This window comes from Pseudomaricurvus alkylphenolicus, from assembly GCF_011683955.1.
Classification (GTDB): Bacteria; Pseudomonadota; Gammaproteobacteria; order Pseudomonadales; family Cellvibrionaceae; genus Pseudomaricurvus; species Pseudomaricurvus alkylphenolicus.
Genome location: NZ_JAAQPI010000006.1, coordinates 352,493 through 373,717 on the forward strand (window position 1 = coordinate 352,493; position 21,225 = coordinate 373,717).

The following is a 21,225-nucleotide window of genomic DNA, read 5'->3' on the forward strand; positions in this document are numbered from 1 at the left end:
AATGAAAAATTTACCGAGCATACACCCCGTCCACATAATCAATGCGCTTCTGCTGGTGGCGCTGGCCGCACTGGCTTGGAATGTCATCTCTTTGTCACAAAGCACGGTTAACGTCACAGCGGCGGCTGATTCATCGTCCTCAAACTACAAAGCCGGGGGTTCCTGGCAATGGTTTGACAAAGACGAAAACCGACGCGCCGATAACATTGTCCGCAAGTCGCTGGGGCGAACGTCGATCACGGCCACATTAAACGGGGTCATCAACAGCGGCGGCGTTTCGGTGGCCTCCATCCGCGTTCGCGGCCGCGAAAGCGCGGTATACGCCCCTGGAGAAGAGATCTCGCGTGGTGTCACTGTTCACCGCATAGAAAACACACGCGTGATTCTGAGGGAACACGGCGCGTTGAGGGAACTTCCCCTGGCCAGCCTGGATGACAACCTTGCCGGTGGCGATACAAGCGGCAGAAGCCAGCCGCTGCTGGACCTGAATGAGTCGCACCACGCCGAAGGCCTGGAAATAACGGCGGTAAACGGAACCACGGGCGTTACCCTCAAGGGCTTGTCCAGTCGCGCTGCCAGCGTGACCGGCTTGCGTTCTGACGACACAGTGATCTCCATCGATGGGCGCCCTATCGTGGACTATATGCAGTCGGGGGAACTACAGACCCTGGCAAGCCTTGAACAGGCCAATGTCATCGTGGTCAGGGATGGTAATGAACTGCCACTGACCATAGACACCAAAGATTTTGCACAGGATCTGATTAGGCAGATACATAAGTGATGATACAACCGCAGAGCAATCGAATGATGAAAAACTGGTCTCCCTTTATATTGTTGTTGTCCCTGATCTGCCTGTTGCCGACGGCAAGCGCCGACGACCACACTGTCAGCATCAACTTTCGCGATGCGGAAATACGCTCGGTGATTGAAAGTGTCGCCGAAGTCACTGGCAAATCGTTTGTACTGGACCCACGCGTCAAAGGCAAGCTGTCAATCATTTCACCACAGCCCATCGAAAAAGACCTGTTTTACGAAGTCTTTCTTTCCGCGCTTCAGGTTCAAGGCTTCCAGGCCGCTGACGACGGCGCTGTGGTAAGGATTGTCCCCTTTACCAAAGCTTTTGACGTACCGGGCGGTGATGCCGGCAACCAGATCGAAACCCACGTGATTCCCGTAGAACATTCACGCGCTCCCGACCTGCTGCCGTCGTTGCGTCCACTGATGAGCAAGGGCGCGCGCATTCAGGCGCATGAATTCAGCAACCACATTATCGCCACCGATACCCGCGCGCAGCTGCGTAGAATCGGCGAAGTTCTCAAAGAGATCGATACACCGGACCAGTCGGCCATGGAGATCATTGAACTCGACCACCTGTCTACCGGCGAAGCACTCTACATCATCAGCCAGATGAAAGTCATCGATCAGCAAAAAATCAGCATTGTTGAAGATGAACTCAACAACCGCATCATTATCAGCGGCCCCAGCATCGATCGCCGCCGCTTTGGCAACCTGCTGGCGTCTCTGGACGTACCGACAAGAAGCCAGGACTCAGGCGTGGAAGTGATTTACCTGAACTACTCCTCGGCGGAGGACTTGAAGGCGATTCTCACTAATATGCTGCAATCCAGCACCTTTCAATTTATCAGCGGTGCCGACGCCAAAGCGCCGACCTCCAAGTACAAAATTGAAGCCGACAAAGGCAATAATGCCCTGATCGTAGCCGCCCCGCAAGCCGTCACCAGCAAACTGAAATCCATCGTTCGCAAACTGGACCGCCCCCGTGAACAGGTATTGATCGAAGCTGTGGTAGCCGAGATCTCCGAAGATAAAGCCCGCGAACTGAGCGTGCAGTTGGCGTCGGTCAGCGAGAATGGCGGCTACCTTACCAACTACAGCACTATTCTACCGGTACTGAGCGCGCTCGCCACAGAGGACCGGGAGGACGCCGTCGCAAAGCTGGGCACCACCCTGCAAAACCAGACCGGGCTTAACGCGGCCGGCGGCAATCTGGACTCCGACGGCCACGGCATTGCCGCATTGATTCGGGCGCTACAGTCTGACAGCGACACCAACATACTTTCCACCCCTTCGGTGGTCACCCTGGACAACGAAGAGGCGGAACTGAGTGTCGGCCAGCAGGTGCCGTTTATAACCGGCAGCTTCACCAGCTCCAACAACTCCGTTGACAACCCCTTCCAGACCATTCAACGGGAAGATGTGGGCGTGCAATTGAAAGTCACCCCCCAGATCAATGAAGACGACTCCGTCAAGCTGGCCATTGAGCAGGAATCCTCCAACCTGCTCGCCTCCGCCGAAACCCTGGGAACCGCCGACGTGGTGACCGCCAGACGCTCCATTTCAACCAACGTGGTAGTGGGCAACAATCAACTGCTGGTACTCGGCGGTTTGATCGGCGACGACTTCAGCATCAGCGAAAGCAAAGTACCACTGCTGGGCGATATTCCTGTGCTGGGCCACCTGTTTAAGAGCAAGAGTCGCCAGGCCACCTCTCGAGTACTGATGATCTTTATCCGCCCCACCGTCATTACCGACACGCAAACGGCTCGCAATGTCACCAACAAACGCTATCGCTACATCCGCGAAAGACAATTGGAACAGCGCGATGGCACCACCAGCAGCATCCCTTACACCGTGACCGAAAGCGATAAACAACTGGGAATTGAATAAACCCATGGCCAAGATAAAGAAGTCAATTTACTGTGATTATTTCGGGTTCTCTCGGGACCCTTTTTCAATCTCGCCGGACCCTGCGCTTCTTTATCCTACACTGCAGCACAAAAAAGCCCTCGCCTATCTCAAGTACGGCCTTGATCGCGAAGGCGGTTTTATTCTGCTGACGGGTGAGGTGGGCACCGGCAAGACCACCCTGACCCGGCTAATGCTGGATCAACTGCCTGGCAACATCCGGGTTGCCTATATCCTCAACGCCAATGCCGACAGCGACAGCGTACTGCGCAGCGTCTGCAAAGAGTTGGGGGTCGGCAGCGATGACACGGCAACCGACATCCAATCCGCCAATGCCGATGGTTTGATGGAGCTGCTCTATTCCGATTTGCTTAAAGCCCATGGTGAAAACAAGAAAACCCTGGTGGTTATCGAGGAAGCACAAAACCTCGACCCCGAAGTGTTGGAAACGCTGCGACTGCTGACCAACCTGGAAACCAACACCACCAAGCTGCTGCACATACTGCTGGTAGGTCAACCCGAACTGCTGGATACACTAGCCATCAAATCGCTGCGCCAGTTAAACCAGAGAGTCGTGTCCCGCCATCACCTGCAGCCTCTTCAGATCTCGGATCTTGAAAATTACCTCAACTATCGAATTCAGAAAGTGGGCGGGCAACCCACGCTGTTCAGCAAAAGCTCACTCAAGACTCTGTTTCAACACAGTGAAGGCATCCCCCGGCTGGTTAACCTGATCAGCGAGCGAGCCCTGCTGGGTGTGTTTTCCAATGGAGGAAAGCAAGTGACACCCGGTATCGTCAAAGCCGCTGCAGAAGAAGTGCTGGGACAGAAACCGGAGCCGACCAATGCCTGGCTCAAAACGGTGTTGATAGGCACCGCCGCCACAGCGCTTGTTGCTGTGCTTGGCGCTGGGGCCTATTTCTACGGCTTGAGTCAGACCACCCCCGAATCCACGCCTGTTGCATTAAAGCAGATGACGACACCTGATTTGACTCCGAAGCCAACTCCCGGCCCCTCGTCATCCCCTGTGACAATGGTCGATGCTGTAGGGCCTGAAGCAACACAGACAGGCCTGGTTAGCGCCAACGCCGCCCCGCAATATATGGCCATCAGTCCGATGGTCAGCTCGGCGAGCTTGCTGGCCAAACTATGGGGGCATGAAATTCCGGTAACCTCACCAAGGGAGCTCTGTCAGGCTGCTGGAGCCCTTGGGCTGCGCTGTGAAAGCTTTTCCCAAATGGCTTTGAACGATCTCTTCCAGTTTGATCGCCCGGGCCTGGTGACTCTCTCATCCGACTATGACCAACTGACCGTCTACCTGCTGGCAAAGATCGAGGGCGATTCAGCGCAGTTGGTCAGCGCCAAAGGCAACAGCCTTATCTCCCTTAAGGAACTCGAACGCCGCTGGCAGGGCGACTTTACTCTATTGTGGCAACCGCCTCCGGGATACCGACAGCCGCTAAAAGAGGGAGACTCCAACCTGGCAATCATGCGCTGGCTCACAGACCAGATGCAGCACTGGCAGATCACCGAAGAAAGACTCATTACCGGCAGAATGTACACCGGTGCTTTGGTTAAATTGGTACAACAGTTTCAGCAGTCATCGGGGCTTGAGGCCGATGGTATTTTGGGCGTGAGAACCATTATTCGCATGAACAGCGCCGGCGGAGACAATCCAAAGCTGCTTTCCGCCAATTCCGACGGAGAGGTTTAATCGTGTCTTACGTCCTGGATGCATTGAATCAAGTGGAAAAGCGGCGCAAGGAAGAACGGCCGGCGTCTGTGGAAGAGTTTTTGACTTCAGAACCCCGTAGCCACAACACCCCTCGTCGTACGCAGGTTCTAATTCCTATTGCCGCTACTGCTTTGACTATGGTGGTCGGTTTTTCTGCTTGGAAATTTGTCTCCGACGAAGAAATTCCAGTTTCGAGAGACGTGGCACCTAGTAGCACGATTGCACCGCTGGCTACCATAACAAATACTCAAAGTGCTCACGTAATGCAGACGGTAGTAACAACTGAACGCAAAACCCCTCCTCCGATAAATACTCAGAGCATTTCGCCACAGGTAAACCAGGAAAGCGAAGTTGCGAGACCAGACATTAAAGCAACAGGCTATCTTTTCCTTGGAACAAACAGTCCGTCGAATAAGGTCTTTGTCAATGGTAGGGGATACCGAAAAGGCAGTTCAATAAGCGGATATCAAGTCATAAGGATTGAGAGCAGTTCGTTTACCGTTAAAAAGAGCGGTCAAGAGTTTCAACTATCCTATTAAGGTAGGTTCGGTTTTCATGTCAAAGTCTCTTGTGTGCCATAACCGGAAGTTGGAATTAGCAGAAATTGCGTTCGAGCGTAGGTCGGATTAGGCGCATTGCGGCGTAATCCGACGGTTCCGCCGGCGTTGTTCGTTGGCTGCGGCCCGATTTTTAACCCCCTTGGATGTTGCTGCAACAGGCGGTTTATTCGCGGCCATCGCCAATTTAAACCTTCGGCGGAACGGCGGATTACGGCTTCGCCTAATCCGCCCTACATTCGTGCGGCCGTTGCTGACACTTGCAGTATCACGCACCTTGAAAAAGAAGGCAAAAACGTGAAGCTAAGGGCCGCTTCGAAGGGAGCACAGAGGTCTAATTTAGAAACCAATTGTCGATGAAAAGGGCCGATTCGGGGTATAACCATATGGGACCGTCTTCGCCATGGATGGCGAAGCAGAGCTACAGGGATGTATTCATGCGTGTCCCAGATGGTTATACCCCGAAGCGGACCGTTCCCGAACTATAAAAGAAAACGGCTCCCTTCGAAGCGGTCCGCCACGATCCAGCTAGTGCACGAACAGAACACCATTCAATGTCCTCTGGCACAACAGAGACATTGGCGACCCAGTCGCGGTCGGAGCCCGCTGCTACGTACGTAGATAAATCCTGCCGGTACTAAACTTCCGGTTATGGCACTTTTCTGCCTACCCAAACTCCCAGCCACTTCAGCTTAAAACTCATACCTCCTAAATCGGAAACAAAAAAAAGCCCGACATAATGCCGGGCTTTTTAAAGCGATCTCAACCTAACTTAGAAAGACCACTTATAATCAATCGAGAAAGAACTGCCAGGCGCATAACTAAACGTGGTTACACCATCCTGTTCAATCTCAACATCCTCATCCAGAATGTTCTTAATCCGCAGTCTCAGAGTTGACTCCTCGGTAGGATACCAGAAATAAGTCAGATCCAGAGAGTGGAAAGGCTGCTCATAGGCATCTGGCGTACCCAGACGACCAGCCAGAAACAGGCGTTCATCGAACACATTGTAAACCAACATCGCAGAATGCTGGCCATCGGTAGAATCGAAACCGAACTGAATGTTCGCCGTCAGATCAGAAGCACCGGTCAATGGACGAGTAGGATTGGTTGGGGAGTCAGCACGATCACCGGCAACAATCTCGGTATCCAGCGCTGTCAAGTTACCGGAAACAAAGAATGGGGAGAATGCCTCACCCAGGAAACCCAGCCCCTTCAACCACTCAAACTCCACACCATAGAGCTCAGCACTCTCCGCATTGATAATCTGCGCAGCAAGAGCATCCTCAAAGGCAGCCCGCTCAAACGATTCAATCGGATCGGTAATATCCTTATAGAACAAAGACGCCGTGAAATTATCACCGGTAGAGAAGAACCACTCACCACGAATATCGTAGTTCTTAACCGTCGCCGGAATCACATCCGTACCGCCTTTGACAATGGCGTCAGTCAGAGGGTCAATATAACTGGAAGGTGTGATTTCCCGCAGGTCAGGCCTGACGATCGTCTCAGAGTAGTTCACTCGGAACTGGAACGTCTCCGCACCAAAGTCAGAAGTACTGTAAGTGAAGGCTACAGATGGATAGTAATCATCCTCCGAGAATACAGACTCCGCGATGTCATCCCCGTCACAGCTGACCTGACAACCATCGTAATCCAGAGGATCCCATGGCAAACCCACCTGCTTGTAGTCTTCCCAGCGAAGACCGGCAGTAATTCTCCAGGCATCACCGATCCGTAAATCCACCTCACCGAATACCGCCTGATTGGTCACAGCGGCCAGATAACTCTCACCGTTGTTACCCACAACATCAATTTCGAAACCGTTGCCCGCGTCAAGGATATTGTCATCGCTGAAAATATCAGAAGGCAGACCGTCCGCGTTACCCGAGAACGCGAGATCACTGGTGCCCAAGGCAAACTCAGTCTGGCGATAGGTACGGGCCTTCTTGGCGTAATTATAACCACCGGACAGCGTCAGCTCGTAATTGTCGAAATAGAGAGGCAGAGAGATCTTGGAGCCGTAATTTTCAACTTCGTCCTGCAGATTGGTGAAACGGAAGTCACCAGCAGACGTTGAAGGCTGAAGATTCTGGGATACGAAATTTCCATCCCCATCCACATTCAGCTGATAAGTCACAGACACTTCGTTGGGGATATCAGTGGTGACTTCAGAGTCAGAGTAGAACCACTCAACTCGCAGGTCGTTCAGCCAGTCGAAACGGGTGGCCTCCATACCCAGAGTCTCGCGCACGACACCACCGAAACGATGATCACCATTGAACTGCAGAACCTGCAGCTCGCGTTCTTCGTAACGAACTTCGTAGTCACGGTTACCACGGCCTTCACTGAACGGAGTGGAAGACCCGAAGTAATCACGAACCGTGGTTTTATCGTCCGTATTGCGCAGCAACAGAGCGGTCATCTGTACAGAGTGATCATCATCCCAACGCCAGCCGACAGTGGCATTGGCGTTAGCACTCACGTTGTATGTGGAAACATCACGCTCGGAAAATGCATCATCCGGCAGACCAAATTCCGCATCGCGAATTTCGCGGTTGGTCCAGGAACTCTCGTAGGAACCACCCACCAGAAAACCCAGCTCCATGCCGTGATCCAAGTGGAAGTTGTTACCGACATTGAGTTCAAAAGCGCGATTTAGGTCAGGGCTTTCTTCTCGTACATTGATGTTTCGGTTCAGCGCCAGAGCCAGGTTTCTGTTGATGGCTTCCGCCTCTGCAACATCGGCGTTACCATTACCGGATAGATTCAGGTCATTCAGAATATCACCAACAGCCAGAGAACCCTGGTAAGTACTCAGCGCAGAACGTAATTCGCCTGGCATAGAACGCGTGCCGTCATCGCGGCCAAAGGCGTCATCACCGCCGCCGCTGTAGCTCAGCACATCGCCATCGGTTTCGGAATTTAAACTGGTACCGACTTCAACCGAGAAAGTGAAGTCATCCGGAATACCCTTGGTGCGAATATCAATCAGACCACCACTGAAAGCGGCCGGTATGTCAGAGGAATAACCCTTTTGTACAGATACCGACTTCAGAATAGAAGTTGGAAAAATATCCAGAGGAATAACATTTCTGGTCAGATCCGGAGAAGGAATCTGGGCGCCATTCAGTAGCGATGAGGAATATCGCTCACCAAGACCGCGAATAAACACGAAGCGATCATCGATTAGTGTCACCCCCGGAACACGTCGCAGCGCTGCAGCAAGGTTGGAATCACCGATTTTACCAATGATCTCGGCATCGATGATGTCGGATACGACGTCGCTTTCAAGACGCTCGACCACAACATCATCGGCTGCGGATCTGAGGTTACCGACAACGACGACTTCCTCTACCGCCTTGTCGTTTTGAGCAATGGCTGTCCCTGCTACTGCACTCATGGTAAGTGCTGCAATATGAGCACTCAATAACTTTTTTTTGGTTTGCATAATACGAACCCTACGCTCATCCACTAATTTTGGAATAGAAAGGGCGCCGCTCGGGCGCCCTTCCAGTCACACTATCGGCCATTCAACCGTGGTGGTTTTCGAGATTACTCGAACCACAGAGCCTGTGAGCGGTTACCTTCGCGCAGACCGAATGCCCAAGGAGCAGTCCAGTCGTTGTCAGCGGATACTGCGCCGATAATACTGGAGTCAACTGGAGTAGGAATGGTTGCGCCGGTAGCTACCATGCTGGCTACAGGTACAGAGTAGAAACCATCCAGAATCACCAGGTCGCCGTTAGAAGCAGAAGTTGGATCTTCACCGGCTTCCGCGGACTGATAAACAGCGTTGCCATTGTCGGTCAGCCACTGGGCGGTAGATTGACCTTCGAGGCTGCTGTCAACCAGGTCCTGACAAGCAACGATGGAAGAAGAGATAGTCAGGTTACCGTCCAGAGCCGCCTGCTGACCTTCGTTGTCGATGCGAACACAGTAGCTGAAGTCGTCATCGCCCAGAACATCGTCACCAGAGTAAGCAGTCGTCACAATAGCGTTGCTGATGGTTGGGAAGTGAGCTTCACGAATACGCATGCCCTGGCCTGGGTCATGAGTACCGGTTTCGTTGGCGGAAACGATACAGGTCAGGTTCTTCAGGGTCGCCGCAGAGTTCAGACCACGGGCGATAAAGTCATCGATGGTCGCCTGATCGCGAGAAGAGTAGCTGCCGATACCATCGGACTCTACGCAGCGGTTACCATCCAGACGAGACTGGATAACCAGAGCGTTTTCAATGGTGCCGATGTAACCTTCGTCGATATCGATGGAGTCGTCACGTACGTACAGGGCAACGTAGTTGGTCACATCTACGGCGCCACCAAAAAACTCAATACCATCATCAAAGGTGCTGTAAGCCTGCAGGTTTTCTACAACAGTGCCGGAACCAACAGCGTTGAATGCAATACCGTTCAGTTCGTTGCCAGGAGCAACTTCTGCACCGGTGTGCTTGACAACAACATAGCGCAGTACGCCGGAGTTATCGCCATCGTTGTCACCACCGTAGTGAGTTTCACCGTCACCTGCACGGCCTTCAGAAACAACATTACACTCACCGGTAAGAGCCAGGTCAACGCCACGGGTACCAGAGTAGGAACACTTGTTGGTCACACCAAAGCCGTTGATGATCATGCCGCCCCACTCGGATACGTCTTCAGCACCAACAGTGCCGCTGACTGCATCGTTTACGGAAGTGAAAGTAATTGGGGCAGCAGCAGTACCGTTGGCACGGATCTGAGAACCACGGTTAACAACGGCGTAGTCCAGAGTGGTATTGAAAGCCATGGTAACACCGGCTTCGATAGTAACGATCGCGCCGTCACCACCTTCTGAAATACCTGCCGCATCCAAGCCGGCCTGAGAAGCGTGGTTTTCGCCAATGGCCAGAGAACCGTCAAAGATGTGAACGCCTTCACCGATATTCGGGAAAGTCATGGATACAGTGATGGGGTTGTCTACATCAACGAAGCCAGTGGTGTAGGTGCAGTTGGTGCCATCGAAAGAACCTTCGTTAACAACACCGTCTTTGGTGTAAGTTGCACAGCTGAATTCTTCAACTGGGGTAGTTGGTACTTCAGTCACTGAATTGTCAACACTGTTGTCAACGTTGGAAGGAGAGATGCTCACATCTCCACCATCACAGGCGGCAAGCAATGCAGCTAAGATGCTTACGCCCAGAACTTTCTTTTGACCCATTTCGGTAGCTCCTCGATTGGTATGTAGGGGTTGTCTTAAATCAGATCGCTGCAAGCTACCAATTAATTCTTACAGATATATGAACGTCGATTTTCGAAACGAATTTAAATCAATTTAAGTTTATTTGTTGACCTTTTGGAGATCGAAAAAGCGCCAGTCGAATTTTTGCTACAGTTTTACTTCAAATTTACTGCATTTTTTATTCATATTTACTGCGATAATGTTTCGGGTTTACTTCACTTTTACTTCGGAAATGCGACAGCTCGCATAAGCTTTTCAAGACTTGTTTGAATTAAATACTGAGAAGAAAAAAATGGGGCCAAAGGCCCCCAATGATACTGTGTTCTTTTTATTCGTCGAATCTGTGGCTCACAGACAATCAATGTGTTTCCCACCCGTATTGGAAAACTCGGCATTCCGCTGAATCGATCTGCAAAAATCAGCTCCTCCAGGTGAACTCATTAGAGAGGAGATTTACTGCGGAAATATAACGGTTCGATAACAAGTTGATTACGAATTGGTGACGACTGTATATTTTTTGCACAAACCCCATTATTGCACCTTTTAATGTTATGTTATAACATTTGCCGAAAAAACACCCAGCCGGTTATTGAGGAAAACTGATGAGCACACTTGCCAGGAGTGATGATGTATTTGAGCTTAGTGATAGAACACGCTTCTCAGCGGAAGGGGCCGACCCCGGCGTTTTAGCGGACATCTACCAGGAAGACTGCAACATTGCTGTGTGGCAAAGAGAGCTGGCACCTGGATTAAAGCCACAGCTGGACCCCTTCCTGGCCTCCCATCGCCGTTTGCAAGCCTCTATGATCGTCTCGCCAGACAGCGTCTTTTCCAGCATCAGCCAGACCCTGGGAGACTGCGAAGCAGCTCATTCACTGAGCAAAGACATCGCAGAGCTGGTGGACATGTTCTGCTACCTGTTCGAACTCAAACAGACCGGCCTAAGGCTGACCACCCTGGATCGCGCCATGTGCCCCAAGTTCCATGTGGACCGAGTCCCCTGCCGCTTGGTCACCACCTATCAGGGCACGGCCACCGAGTGGCTGCCCCACGACGCCGTTGACCGCACCAAACTCGGCAGAGGCAGCGAGGGCAAAGCGGATGAAGAGTCCGGTCTCTTCCAGGACTCTGGCCAGATCCGACAGCTCAGCCAGGGCGACGTGGCATTGCTGAAAGGCGAGCTGTGGGAAGGCAACGAAGGCGCCGGCCTGGTGCACCGGTCACCCCAGGTGCCAACAGATGTACGGCGCTTGTTGTTAACACTCGACTTTGCCTAAATTCCATATTCTGTGATTCAAGAACCATTAGATTTATGAAAGCCAATACCAATAGCAAACTCCCCGTCACTGTACTTTCCGGTTTTCTCGGCGCCGGTAAAACCACGGTACTCAGCCATATTCTGAACAACCGACAGGGCAAGAAAGTCGCGGTTATTGTCAACGACATGAGCGAAATCAATATCGATTCGGCCATCATCCAGAACGACGTATCGCTGAACCGGAGCGAAGAGAAGCTGGTGGAGATGAGTAATGGCTGCATCTGCTGCACCTTGCGAGAGGATTTGCTGGAGGAAGTCACCAAGCTTGCCCGGGAAGGACGTTTTGACTACCTCGTGATTGAATCCACCGGTATATCCGAGCCTTTGCCAGTGGCTGAGACGTTCACCTTTGCGGATGAAGATGGGGTTTCTCTGTCGGATGTGGCCGACCTGGATACCATGGTGACCGTGGTTGATGCCATCAACTTCCTCAAGAACTACGAAGAGGCAAAGTACCTGACGGAAGTGGGTGAATCCCTGGGCGAAGATGACGAACGCAGTGTGGCGGATTTACTGGTGGACCAGGTGGAATTCGCCGATGTGATTCTTATCAGCAAGACCGATCTGGCTGCACCTGAGGATGTCGAACGCCTGACCGCCATTTTAAGAACACTGAATACGGATGCCCGAATCATTCCCATCACCCAGGGAAAAGTGGATATTGATGCCGTACTGAACACCGGGCTTTTCGATTTCGAACGCGCTCAGCAAGCGCCGGGCTGGCTGAAGGAAATGCGGGGTGAGCACGTTCCCGAAACGGAGGAATACAATATTGGCAGCTTCAGTTACATCGCCCGACGCCCATTCCATCCGGAAAAATTCTACCAGTTCCTGCACGGCACCGAAAAATACGGAAAATTAATTCGTTCAAAAGGTTATTTTTGGTTGGCAACCCGCCCGGAATTTGCCGGCCAGTGGAGCCAGGCCGGTGGTATTGCACACTATGGTTTTGGGGGCATGTTCTGGAAGGCCGTACCGAAACAACAATGGCCCACCGACGAAGAGTATCTCGCGTCGATTGAGAAACAATGGGTCGAACCCTTTGGGGATATGCGCCAGGAACTGGTGTTTATTGGTCAGGGGCTGGATCAAACCAAAGTCACGCAGGCACTTGATGATTGCTTGCTGAGCGAAGATGAAGTACTTCGTGGCAAGGAATACTGGGCCACATTGAGCGACCCGTTTCCCGAATGGCAACAGGGCGCATAACCTTCAGATATCCAGGGATTCACGCGCCACCAATGGAATGAACAAACGAGCGAAATGACAAACGTTAACGAAACAGTCGACTATGCTGAAAAACAGTGTAAGAACCGTGGATCTCGACTAACTGACAAAAGAAAACTGGTGCTCTCCGGTTTACTTAGGTCCGAAAAGCCTTTGTCTGCCTATGAACTCATCGAATTCTGCAAGGTCGAGCTGGGAGAAACCCTGCCCGCCATGACCATATACCGAGTACTGGACTTTCTTGAACGCGAGCAATTGGTACACAAGTTAAATCTACACAATAAGTATGTCGCCTGCGAACATATTACCTGCGATCACAGCCACTCTGTCTCTCAGTTTTTGATTTGTTGCCGATGTCAGAAAGTTGAAGAAGTTATTATCAGCAAATCAATGGTCAAAGAGCTTCAGGAAAATGTAGAAAGCGCTGGTTTTTTTCTCGAAAACCCGCAAATCGAAATAAACTGTATTTGCGAAGATTGCAGATAAGTCAGAAAAAATCAAGAAATGTTGCGGGAAAAACATGTAAACCCACAATTTTTAACCGAAGTTTGAAGATTATGAATGTGCAGACATCCGGCCAGGAGCCAGCACCACTCACCAGGGAGCTGATTCTCACAGCACCGGAACAAGACTATATGAACGAAGCGCAGCTGGCGTTTTTTAGAAATCTGCTGCTGGAGCTACATGAATCCACACTGGTTCGCATCCGCGAAGCCAAACAGCAAATGATGCGGTCGTTCGATGCCAGTGATGACGGTGATCGCGCCGCCTGGGAAGAACAGTCCAGCCTCGCCCTTAGAATTGCTGATCGCGAACAAAAGCTATTACCGAAAATCAAGCAGGCGCTGGAACGTATCCACGATGAGGAGTTTGGGTATTGCTTGGAATCCGGTGTTCCCATCGGCATTCCGAGATTGCTGGCCAGGCCGACAGCGGAATACTGTGCAGAAGTGAAAGCCATTAAGGAAATGAAAGAGCATCACTATAAAGGCTAGAGAGCTTCTTCGCTTGACATGCTCCTGAAGCATTAGCATGATAAACTTTGTAGCCGTCACGCCGAGTTTTCACCCCAGTTATGAAACTCTTCTTCCGATATCCGAACATCCTGCTTTTGTCCATTGCAAGTCTCGCGCTTCAGGCCAAGGCCGCTTCCGATCATGGTCACAAACAGCATGAGGCTCATCTGCATGGATCCGCAGAATTGACGCTTGCGATCGAAGCTGATTCACTCGAGATCAGCCTGGAGTCACCGGCCGCCAATATTGTCGGCTTTGAGCACCGGGCTACCTCCCCAGAACAGGTTAACGCTGCCACGAAAGCCCAAGCCGCGCTGAATTCGGCGGAGAGATTGTTCTCCTTCACAGGCAGTTCATGCTACCTGCAGAAGGCCAGCATTGATATGTCGGCGATCATCGAGCCGGATCAGGCACACGATACACATGAAAAGCACCACGCCGGCGATGGCGACCATGAACATCACGATGACGAGGAAGATTCGCACAGCGAGTTATCAGCCGTTTACCACTATCAGTGCAAGAGCGGCGCAGACATAAGCGGCATCACAGTCAATCTGCATGATTACTTCCCTGCCATTGAAAACCTGAAGATCATGTGGCTCACAGATAGTGGTCAGGGAGCCGTTGAGCTGACCGGAGAAGCCAAATTTGTTCGACTAAGGTAACCCCTATGGCAAGCATACAAGCCATCATCAACCATGCAGAGAACAATTGCAGAGCACATGGAGCTCGCCTGACGCAGAAGCGCAAACGCGTATTAACAGGGTTACTGCAATCGGGTAAAGCCATGTCTGCTTACGAGCTGGCAGATTACTGCAAAGATGAATTTGGTGAAGCGCTCCCGCCCATGTCCGTGTATCGTATCCTCAGCTTCCTGGAAGAAGAGCATCTCATCCACAAGCTAAAGCTGATCAATAAATTCATCGCCTGCTCACACATCACTTGTACTCACAAGCATGAGGTACCCCAGTTTCTGATCTGTGGAAACTGTCAACGGGTCAAAGAAATTGCAGTGGACAAAGCTGTCATCGACACCCTTGATCGACACATCAAAGATGCCGACTTTCACCTGATGAGCCCCCAATTGGAACTCAGCTGTTTATGCCAACAATGCATGGACAAAGCCAGTTGAAGCACTACTCAGCATAGACTTCGTAACTTTGCATCTCTATAGCGTAGGCCGCCGTCGCCATATCGTTTTCGATAAGTGACGTTTTTAGAATCCCCGAAATCCAAAAGGGATCAAACAGCGCATCAAGCTTTAACCCTTTCGGGTAATTCACGTAGATAACCTGATTTGGCGGTGGTGGCGGAACGTGAATACAGGCCCCGAAGAACGGCACCAGAAAGAAATCGGTGATCACCTGATCATCATTGAATTCCAGAGGGACAATATAGCCGGGAATCCGAACTGGCTGCCCATCCAATTCTGGCTTGATCCTGGTGGAAACCAGAGCCTGCTGGTAGCGATCATTGGTTGCAGCCGAAATTGTGTTTTTAATTTGGCTGCTGATTTGATCCTCTGCGGAACCATCCTGAACCTCAGTGATATATTCAGGAGGGTTAAGCAGCGCGTCCAGATCTTCTTGTGGAATGAGGTCCGGCCATTCAATCGTTTTAAATTGAGCTGAAGCCTGGGCCACAACGCTCCCAGTGAAGCATAAGCCGATAAGGAACGGTAATAAAACGAAAAACTGTAACAGGGGCTTCGGACGCAAGTTTGTCACCGATGGGGCTGGACCTAAGGACTCAAAATGATACTATATATCATTTTTCGATGGCAAATCATTTTTCAGGGGCTTTTACGCAGAAATCTCAATGGCAATTCAACTCAAAGACGTCCACTTCTGTTATCCCGAGGCCCCGAACAAAACTGTGCTCTGCATCAAAAACTGGTCTGTACCCGAACAGGAACATGTGTTTATACACGGCCCCTCCGGTAGCGGGAAGTCGACCCTGCTCAATCTTCTCAGCGGTATGTTAAGAGCAACACAGGGAGAAGTATCCGTACTGGGCCAGCGCCTGGACCAGTTGAGCAACCGCCAGCGGGATAAGTTCAGGGCAAATCACATTGGCTATATTTTCCAACAGTTTAACCTTATCCCTTATCTTAACCCTATCGACAATATTCGTCTCGCGAACCGGTTTTCGGGGGGTAAGACCATAGCCTCTGACGTCGACAACCGGATTGAGACCTTGCTGGCGACATTCAATATTCCGCCCTCCGAATGGCAAAAGCCGGTAGCCCGGCTGAGTATTGGACAACAACAACGCATCGCCATTACGCGTGCCATGATCAACAAGCCGGAACTTCTGATCGCTGACGAGCCAACCTCCTCACTGGATCCGGATAACCGCGATAATTTTATGACGAAGCTTATGTCCCTCGCCAAGGAACACCGGATTACCCTGCTTTTTGTCAGCCACGATATGTCTTTGTCGCATTATTTTGATCGCATTGCGCCATTATCTGAAATTAACTCAGCGGGAGCTTCCCGCTAATGTTTATCCGACTCGCCTCAAAAAGCCTGCTGAACCGCAAGGGCTCTGTACTGCTGACCCTGATGGCCATGAGTGTCAGCATTTTTGTTTTGTTGGGGGTCGAGCACATCAGGCACCAAACCAAGGACAGTTTTAACAGCACCGTTTCCGGTGTTGATCTTATCGTCGGCGCCAGAACCGGAAGCCTTAACCTCCTTCTCTATTCCGTTTTCCGCATTGGCTCTCCCACCAACAATATTGGCTGGGAGACCTACCAAGCGGTGGCTTCGAACTCAAAGGTGGCATGGTCCGTGCCAATTGCCCTGGGTGACTCGCATAAGGGTTACCGGGTTATGGGCACCACCAGCGACTACTTCAAGCACTTTCGCTACGGCCAAAAACGCCAGCTCGAATTCTCTGCCGGCCAGCAGTTCAGTGGTATTTTCGATGTCGTGCTCGGCTCGGAGGTCGCCAGAAAACTGGGCTATACCCTGGGAGATCCTCTGGTGTTGGCCCACGGTATCGCCAAAACCAGCTTTAGCCTCCATGACGATATGCCATTCAAGGTTGTGGGAATATTGGAAACCACAGGTACGCCCGTGGATCAAACCCTGCATGTCAGCCTGCAGGGCATTGAAGCCATACACCTCAACTGGCAACAAGGGGTTAAATTGCCCGGGCGCAGGGTTGACCGCGAACAGCTGAATCCGCAGGCACTGGAGCCCGAGAGTATCACCGCGTTTATGCTGGGCTTAAGCTCCAGAATGGCAACTTTTCGAGTGCAACGCGACATTAACAACTACGCCAGAGAGCCGCTTTCGGCTATCTTGCCGGGTGTCGCCCTGTCGGAGCTTTGGCAGATGATGGGGTTGCTGGAAAACACGCTGCGCCTTATCGCCGGCCTGATCCTGATCGCTGCCCTGCTGGGTTTGAGCGCGATGATGCTGGCCTCCATTCGAGAACGCGAGCATGAAATCCATCTGCTCCGGGTAATTGGCGCACCGCCCTTGTACCTGTTTTTGCTTATTGAACTGGAAGCCATCCTGATTGCGCTTACCAGCATTATTTTAGGCTTGTCAGGTTTGTACATCTGTTTGCTCACCGCAGGTGATTTCCTGGCCTCCAGCTTTGGTTTGCATATAGGCACCAATATTTTCTCTGGCGACAACACCGTGTTTTTGCTGTTGATCATTGGCGCAACCATTATCGCGGCGATGATCCCTTCGTTCAGCGCTTACCGCAATGCCAAGGCCAGCCTGTGAAAAGCACTATCTATCAACTCCGTCCCTTAGATCCCGAGACTATTGGACGATACACCAACCATAGCTTAGAGTGCTAACGCACCCAAAGACATATTTGCAGGATCCGTGATAATGAAGAAAATTCCAGCTACCTATCTGGCCTTCGCCTTCTTGCTCCTGACGCAACAGGCCAGCGCCTGTGCCGGACACTTCTATGGCTTTGATCGGTCCAGCCTGCTGGACAGAAGCACATTGGCCGGGAGATCTTCTATTGAGCCGGTTTTCAAACTGAAACACCCGCCAATGACGAAAGTCGCCCCTGGCGAAGAACATGAAGTCGTTGTGGAATACAAGCGCCCCAAGCTCTCCGAAGGTGTGACCATAGCATTTACCAGCACCGGAGGTATTCAGCTGCAGGACAAGTCTCTGGTGCTGAAGGATTATGAGGGCGCTATCAAGGTCCGCTATACCCATAACCAGGGAAATTACAATTCCATCAACCTGAAAGTAACCGGCACTCATAACGGCGAGGTCGTCAACCGCTCGAGCGTGATTTACGTTCGCACGCAACGAGTCTCACCCACCGAAGGCACTCAGGTGAGCGCGCGCTAGGAAAATGGAAAGCGATTGGCCCAGTGTTGAGCGATAGCCTCTCGTTTGGCGAACCACACAGCGTCGTGGCTTTTGGCATAGTGAATAAAACGCTTCAGGGCCGCCAGCCTGGCAGGACGCCCCAGCAGTCGACAGTGAATGCCGATAGAAAGCATCTTGGGAGCAACCTCGCCCTCTTGGTATAAAACATCAAACGCGTCTTTCAGATAACTGAAAAACTGATCACCACTATTAAACCCCTGCGGGGTGGCGAATCGCATGTCATTGGTATCCAGCGTGTAAGGCACCATAAGCAAGGGTTTTGAATAGTGATTGTCCCAGTAGGGAAGGTCGTCAGCATAGCTGTCGGCACAATAGAGAAACCCACCCTCCTCCGCGACCAGGGCCAGAGTATTGGGGCTGGTTCTGCCCGTGTACCACCCCAACGGCCGCTGCCCTGTCAGGCGGGTCTGGATATCGATGGCCTTTTGCATATGCTCGCGCTCGATATCAATCGGCACGTCCTGATAGCTGATCCAGCGGTAACCGTGTGAACAGATTTCCCAATCAGCCTCCAGCATTGCGTCTACGGCTGCGGGGTTTCTCTCCATGGCCATGGCCACCCCAAATACAGTGACGGGTACCTGTTCACTGGTGAACAGCCGATGCAACCGCCAAAAGCCTGCCCGGCTGCCATATTCGTAGAGGGTTTCCATGCTTTGATGGCGGGCCTCGAAGGCCGCAGCACCCACGATTTCCGACAGGAACTGTTCAGAGGCCCGGTCACCATGGAGCACACAGTTTTCGCCGCCCTCTTCATAGTTGATGACAAACTGCAATGCGATTTTGGCGCCACCAGGCCAGGCCGCATGGGGTACATCGGCACCATAGCCAATAAGGTCTCTGGGATAAGGTTTATTCATAAAACGTCTACTCTACTTCTATAACCAATTTGCAACGTCATCCACGTCCAATTGTTCGGGCATCAATACCTGCTTGGCGTAGTTCTCCCAAACACGCTTCTCGACAAATAAACGATAGAGATCCGGATCTATGTGATCGCCCTTCTGCATATTGTTCAAAATCGAAAGAGCCTGGGAGATTTTCATCGGATCCTTGTAGGGGCGATCCTTTGCCGTCAACGCTTCAAAGATGTCGGCAATCGCCATCATGCGAGCCGGAATACTCATTTCATCGCGCGTTAGGCCTTTCGGAAATCCGCTGCCATCCATTTTCTCGTGATGTCCACCGGCATACTCCGGAACCCGGCGCAGCTTTTTCGGGAACGGCAGCGACTCCAGCATATCAATGGTCACCTGCATATGGTTGTTAATCACCTGTCGCTCTTCGTGGGTCAGGGTGCCGCGTTCGATGCACAGGTTGTAGACTTCTTCCTCCGTCAGCATGGGGCGCTGATTGCCAAAGGCATCTTCGAACGTCTGTGCAGCAATCTCTTTGACCCTGGCCTTTGATTCCTCAGCCATAAACTCTCCGCCCTTATTGGCGGTTTCAATAAAGGCCAGGTCCTGCTCAAGCTGGCTGATTACCGCACTGACATCTGCGCCATTGGCGGCGAGCAAAATCTGAGACTTCTTCGCTGCAAAACGGGTTGCAATGTCGTTGATGCGGTCCGTCATTAGATGCAACTTGGTTGATTTATCCAGCACCGAATCGGGCGTCGACAATTTGCCGCAGTCATGCATCCAGGCAGCGACCCGCAACTCGTACCACTCATCATCATTGAATCCAAAGTCCGCAAAGGTACCGGTATCCTGGCAGGCGGCGTCTGCGATCATCTCCGTCAGCAGAGGCACTCGCTGGCAGTGGCCGGAAGTATGAGGCGACTTTGCGTCAATCGCCTGAGCAATACATTTGATAAAGGCATCCAGCAGCGACTTTAAGTCACGCACCAGCAAACGATTATTCAACGCAATGGCGGCGTAGGTTGCCAACCCCTTTACAATGGGGACGATTCGCGCATCAAAAGGGATGACCTTGTCAGAAAGAGGGTCGCGCGCATTCAGCAGCTGCAGCACACCAATGACTTCATCGTCATGGTTCAGCAACGGCAGCGTCAGAAACGATTGCGAGCGGTAGCCCATCTTCTCGTCGAATGTTTTAGTACCGGAAAAGTCGAATTTCGGCTCCGTGTAGGCATCGGCAATGTTGACCACTTTCTTGGTGATGGCGCTGTAGCTCGCCACATTGCGGAAATTATCTTCGCCGTCAATCTTTAACATGATCGGTGGCAAATTGGCCTTCTCACCCGACGACCCCCCACGATAGATGTTCAGCGACTTATTGCGCATCAACGCAAAACTCAGGCTTGCATTCTCATCCTCGTCCTCCTCAAGCAGATACAGGGTACCGGCATCGGCGTAAGTCATCGCCTGCGCTTCTTCGAGGATTCTTTCCAGCATGCGCTCCGTATTCGGCTCGGCACTCAGCTCGGTCAAGATCGCCTTTTGCTCTCCGGCGACCAGTTGCTTGCTCAGGGCCACTGACGCAAACCGACAGAGTATCTCCAGCGCGGTTATGTGGTTTTTGTCAAACGCGGCAACCGCTGCCTGATCATCACGGGCGTTGATCAACTGAATAACCCCGACAACCGCACCCGTCTCAGCAATCAGCGGAATAGCCAGCACGGATTGAGTACGATAGTTGTGCTGTTCATCAAAATGCCTGGCACCGCTGAAGTCGTAGCCCTTTGCCTGATAGGCATCGTCAACACTGACCACCTGGCGGGAAAAAACCGCATGGGCGGCAATGTGGTGATGGTCGACACGGCCATGCATATCCCAAAGCGGCAGAGGTTCGATATCGATCAGATTACCGCTGGTACCGCCCTGCCACATGCCAAGGGAGTCGTTACGCAGGATCGCAAACTCCAGAAGCTGCCCCTCCTCCCTGGCCCTCATCAGGTAGAGGGTGCCGCCATCGGCGCCAGTCAGGCTCTGGGCCTCGGCCAGAATGGCTTCGCACAGTCGGGATACGTCCTGCTCGGCAAAGAGCTTTACAGCCCGCTCCAGGAGGCGGCGGTATAAATCTACATCAGTAGTGGCTTCAGGCATTAGATTGGAACCTTAATCAAGAGCATCAATCCTTACTATATTAGTACCTTCTGCCTTAGTAATGC

The 21,225-nt window shown here is 51.9% G+C and carries 18 protein-coding genes; 13 read left to right on the forward strand and 5 right to left on the reverse strand.

The window, feature by feature from the left end; all coding sequences use genetic code 11:
* The first annotated feature begins 1 nt into the window (after position 1).
* The 4 genes from HBA55_RS17595 to HBA55_RS17610 are packed head-to-tail and all read left to right on the forward strand — an operon-like array spanning position 2 to position 4,980.
* A complete protein-coding gene (locus HBA55_RS17595; RefSeq protein WP_166994087.1) occupies positions 2-781 on the forward strand; it encodes a type II secretion system protein N in 780 nt (259 codons plus the stop codon).
* Positions 782-804: 23 nt separating this feature from the next.
* Complete coding sequence (gene gspD / locus HBA55_RS17600; protein WP_166994089.1) at positions 805-2,688, forward strand: type II secretion system secretin GspD; 1,884 nt, start codon at positions 805-807, stop codon at positions 2,686-2,688.
* A 4-nt stretch (positions 2,689-2,692) separates the two neighbouring features.
* The gene (locus HBA55_RS17605) at positions 2,693-4,420 is read left to right on the forward strand and encodes an ExeA family protein (RefSeq protein ID WP_166994091.1); all 1,728 of its coding nucleotides are present in this window, start codon (positions 2,693-2,695) and stop codon (positions 4,418-4,420) included.
* Positions 4,421-4,422: 2 nt separating this feature from the next.
* Complete coding sequence (locus HBA55_RS17610; RefSeq protein WP_166994093.1) at positions 4,423-4,980, forward strand: hypothetical protein; 558 nt, start codon at positions 4,423-4,425, stop codon at positions 4,978-4,980.
* A 790-nt stretch (positions 4,981-5,770) separates the two neighbouring features.
* Here the strand turns inward: HBA55_RS17610 and HBA55_RS17615 are convergent.
* A complete protein-coding gene (locus HBA55_RS17615) occupies positions 5,771-8,449 on the reverse strand; it encodes a TonB-dependent receptor domain-containing protein (protein ID WP_166994095.1) in 2,679 nt (892 codons plus the stop codon).
* A 104-nt stretch (positions 8,450-8,553) separates the two neighbouring features.
* The gene (locus tag HBA55_RS17620; RefSeq protein ID WP_166994097.1) at positions 8,554-10,194 is read right to left on the reverse strand and encodes a serine/threonine protein kinase; all 1,641 of its coding nucleotides are present in this window, start codon (positions 10,192-10,194) and stop codon (positions 8,554-8,556) included.
* A gap of 623 nt (positions 10,195-10,817) precedes the next feature.
* On the opposite strand from HBA55_RS17620, the gene HBA55_RS17625 reads away from it, so the two are divergent.
* The 6 genes from HBA55_RS17625 (at position 10,818) to HBA55_RS17650 (ending at position 14,908) form a co-directional block, all read left to right on the forward strand.
* Entirely contained in the window at positions 10,818-11,492 is a 675-nt protein-coding gene (locus HBA55_RS17625) for a DUF1826 domain-containing protein (protein WP_166994098.1), read from the forward strand.
* A 35-nt stretch (positions 11,493-11,527) separates the two neighbouring features.
* Positions 11,528-12,742: a zinc metallochaperone GTPase ZigA gene (gene zigA / locus HBA55_RS17630; RefSeq protein ID WP_166994100.1), complete on the forward strand. Its 1,215-nt coding sequence runs from the start codon at positions 11,528-11,530 to the stop codon at positions 12,740-12,742.
* Positions 12,743-12,796: 54 nt separating this feature from the next.
* Positions 12,797-13,246, forward strand: coding sequence for a Fur family transcriptional regulator (locus HBA55_RS17635; RefSeq protein WP_166994102.1), 450 nt, complete (start codon positions 12,797-12,799; stop codon positions 13,244-13,246).
* 71 nt (positions 13,247-13,317) lie between these two features.
* Positions 13,318-13,755 (forward strand): TraR/DksA family transcriptional regulator, encoded by a 438-nt coding sequence (locus HBA55_RS17640; RefSeq protein ID WP_166994104.1) that lies wholly within the window; start codon positions 13,318-13,320, stop codon positions 13,753-13,755.
* An 80-nt stretch (positions 13,756-13,835) separates the two neighbouring features.
* Positions 13,836-14,441 (forward strand): ZrgA family zinc uptake protein, encoded by a 606-nt coding sequence (locus HBA55_RS17645; RefSeq protein ID WP_166994106.1) that lies wholly within the window; start codon positions 13,836-13,838, stop codon positions 14,439-14,441.
* 5 nt (positions 14,442-14,446) lie between these two features.
* Complete coding sequence (locus HBA55_RS17650) at positions 14,447-14,908, forward strand: Fur family transcriptional regulator (RefSeq protein ID WP_166994108.1); 462 nt, start codon at positions 14,447-14,449, stop codon at positions 14,906-14,908.
* Between the two features lie 4 nt (positions 14,909-14,912).
* Here HBA55_RS17650 and HBA55_RS17655 read toward each other — a convergent pair whose 3' ends face one another.
* Positions 14,913-15,494 carry a DUF3299 domain-containing protein gene (locus HBA55_RS17655; RefSeq protein WP_240946138.1) on the reverse strand — a complete coding sequence of 194 codons (582 nt, stop codon included), beginning with the start codon at positions 15,492-15,494 and terminating at the stop codon, positions 14,913-14,915.
* A gap of 100 nt (positions 15,495-15,594) precedes the next feature.
* Between HBA55_RS17655 and HBA55_RS17660 the strand changes: the two genes are divergently transcribed.
* The 3 genes from HBA55_RS17660 (at position 15,595) to HBA55_RS17670 (ending at position 18,110) form a co-directional block, all read left to right on the forward strand.
* Positions 15,595-16,278, forward strand: coding sequence for an ABC transporter ATP-binding protein (locus HBA55_RS17660; RefSeq protein WP_166994112.1), 684 nt, complete (start codon positions 15,595-15,597; stop codon positions 16,276-16,278).
* Complete coding sequence (locus HBA55_RS17665; protein WP_166994114.1) at positions 16,278-17,519, forward strand: ABC transporter permease; 1,242 nt, start codon at positions 16,278-16,280, stop codon at positions 17,517-17,519. The genes HBA55_RS17660 and HBA55_RS17665 overlap by 1 nt, the downstream gene beginning before the upstream one ends.
* A gap of 111 nt (positions 17,520-17,630) precedes the next feature.
* A complete protein-coding gene (locus HBA55_RS17670; protein ID WP_166994116.1) occupies positions 17,631-18,110 on the forward strand; it encodes a hypothetical protein in 480 nt (159 codons plus the stop codon).
* On the opposite strand, the gene puuE is transcribed toward HBA55_RS17670, so the two are convergent.
* Positions 18,107-19,012, reverse strand: a complete 906-nt coding sequence (gene puuE / locus HBA55_RS17675; protein WP_166994118.1) for an allantoinase PuuE — start codon at positions 19,010-19,012, stop codon at positions 18,107-18,109. The two genes, HBA55_RS17670 and puuE, sit on opposite strands and share 4 nt — an antisense overlap.
* A gap of 18 nt (positions 19,013-19,030) precedes the next feature.
* Positions 19,031-21,160 carry an HD domain-containing phosphohydrolase gene (locus tag HBA55_RS17680; RefSeq protein ID WP_166994120.1) on the reverse strand — a complete coding sequence of 710 codons (2,130 nt, stop codon included), beginning with the start codon at positions 21,158-21,160 and terminating at the stop codon, positions 19,031-19,033.
* Positions 21,161-21,225: the final 65 nt, after the last annotated feature.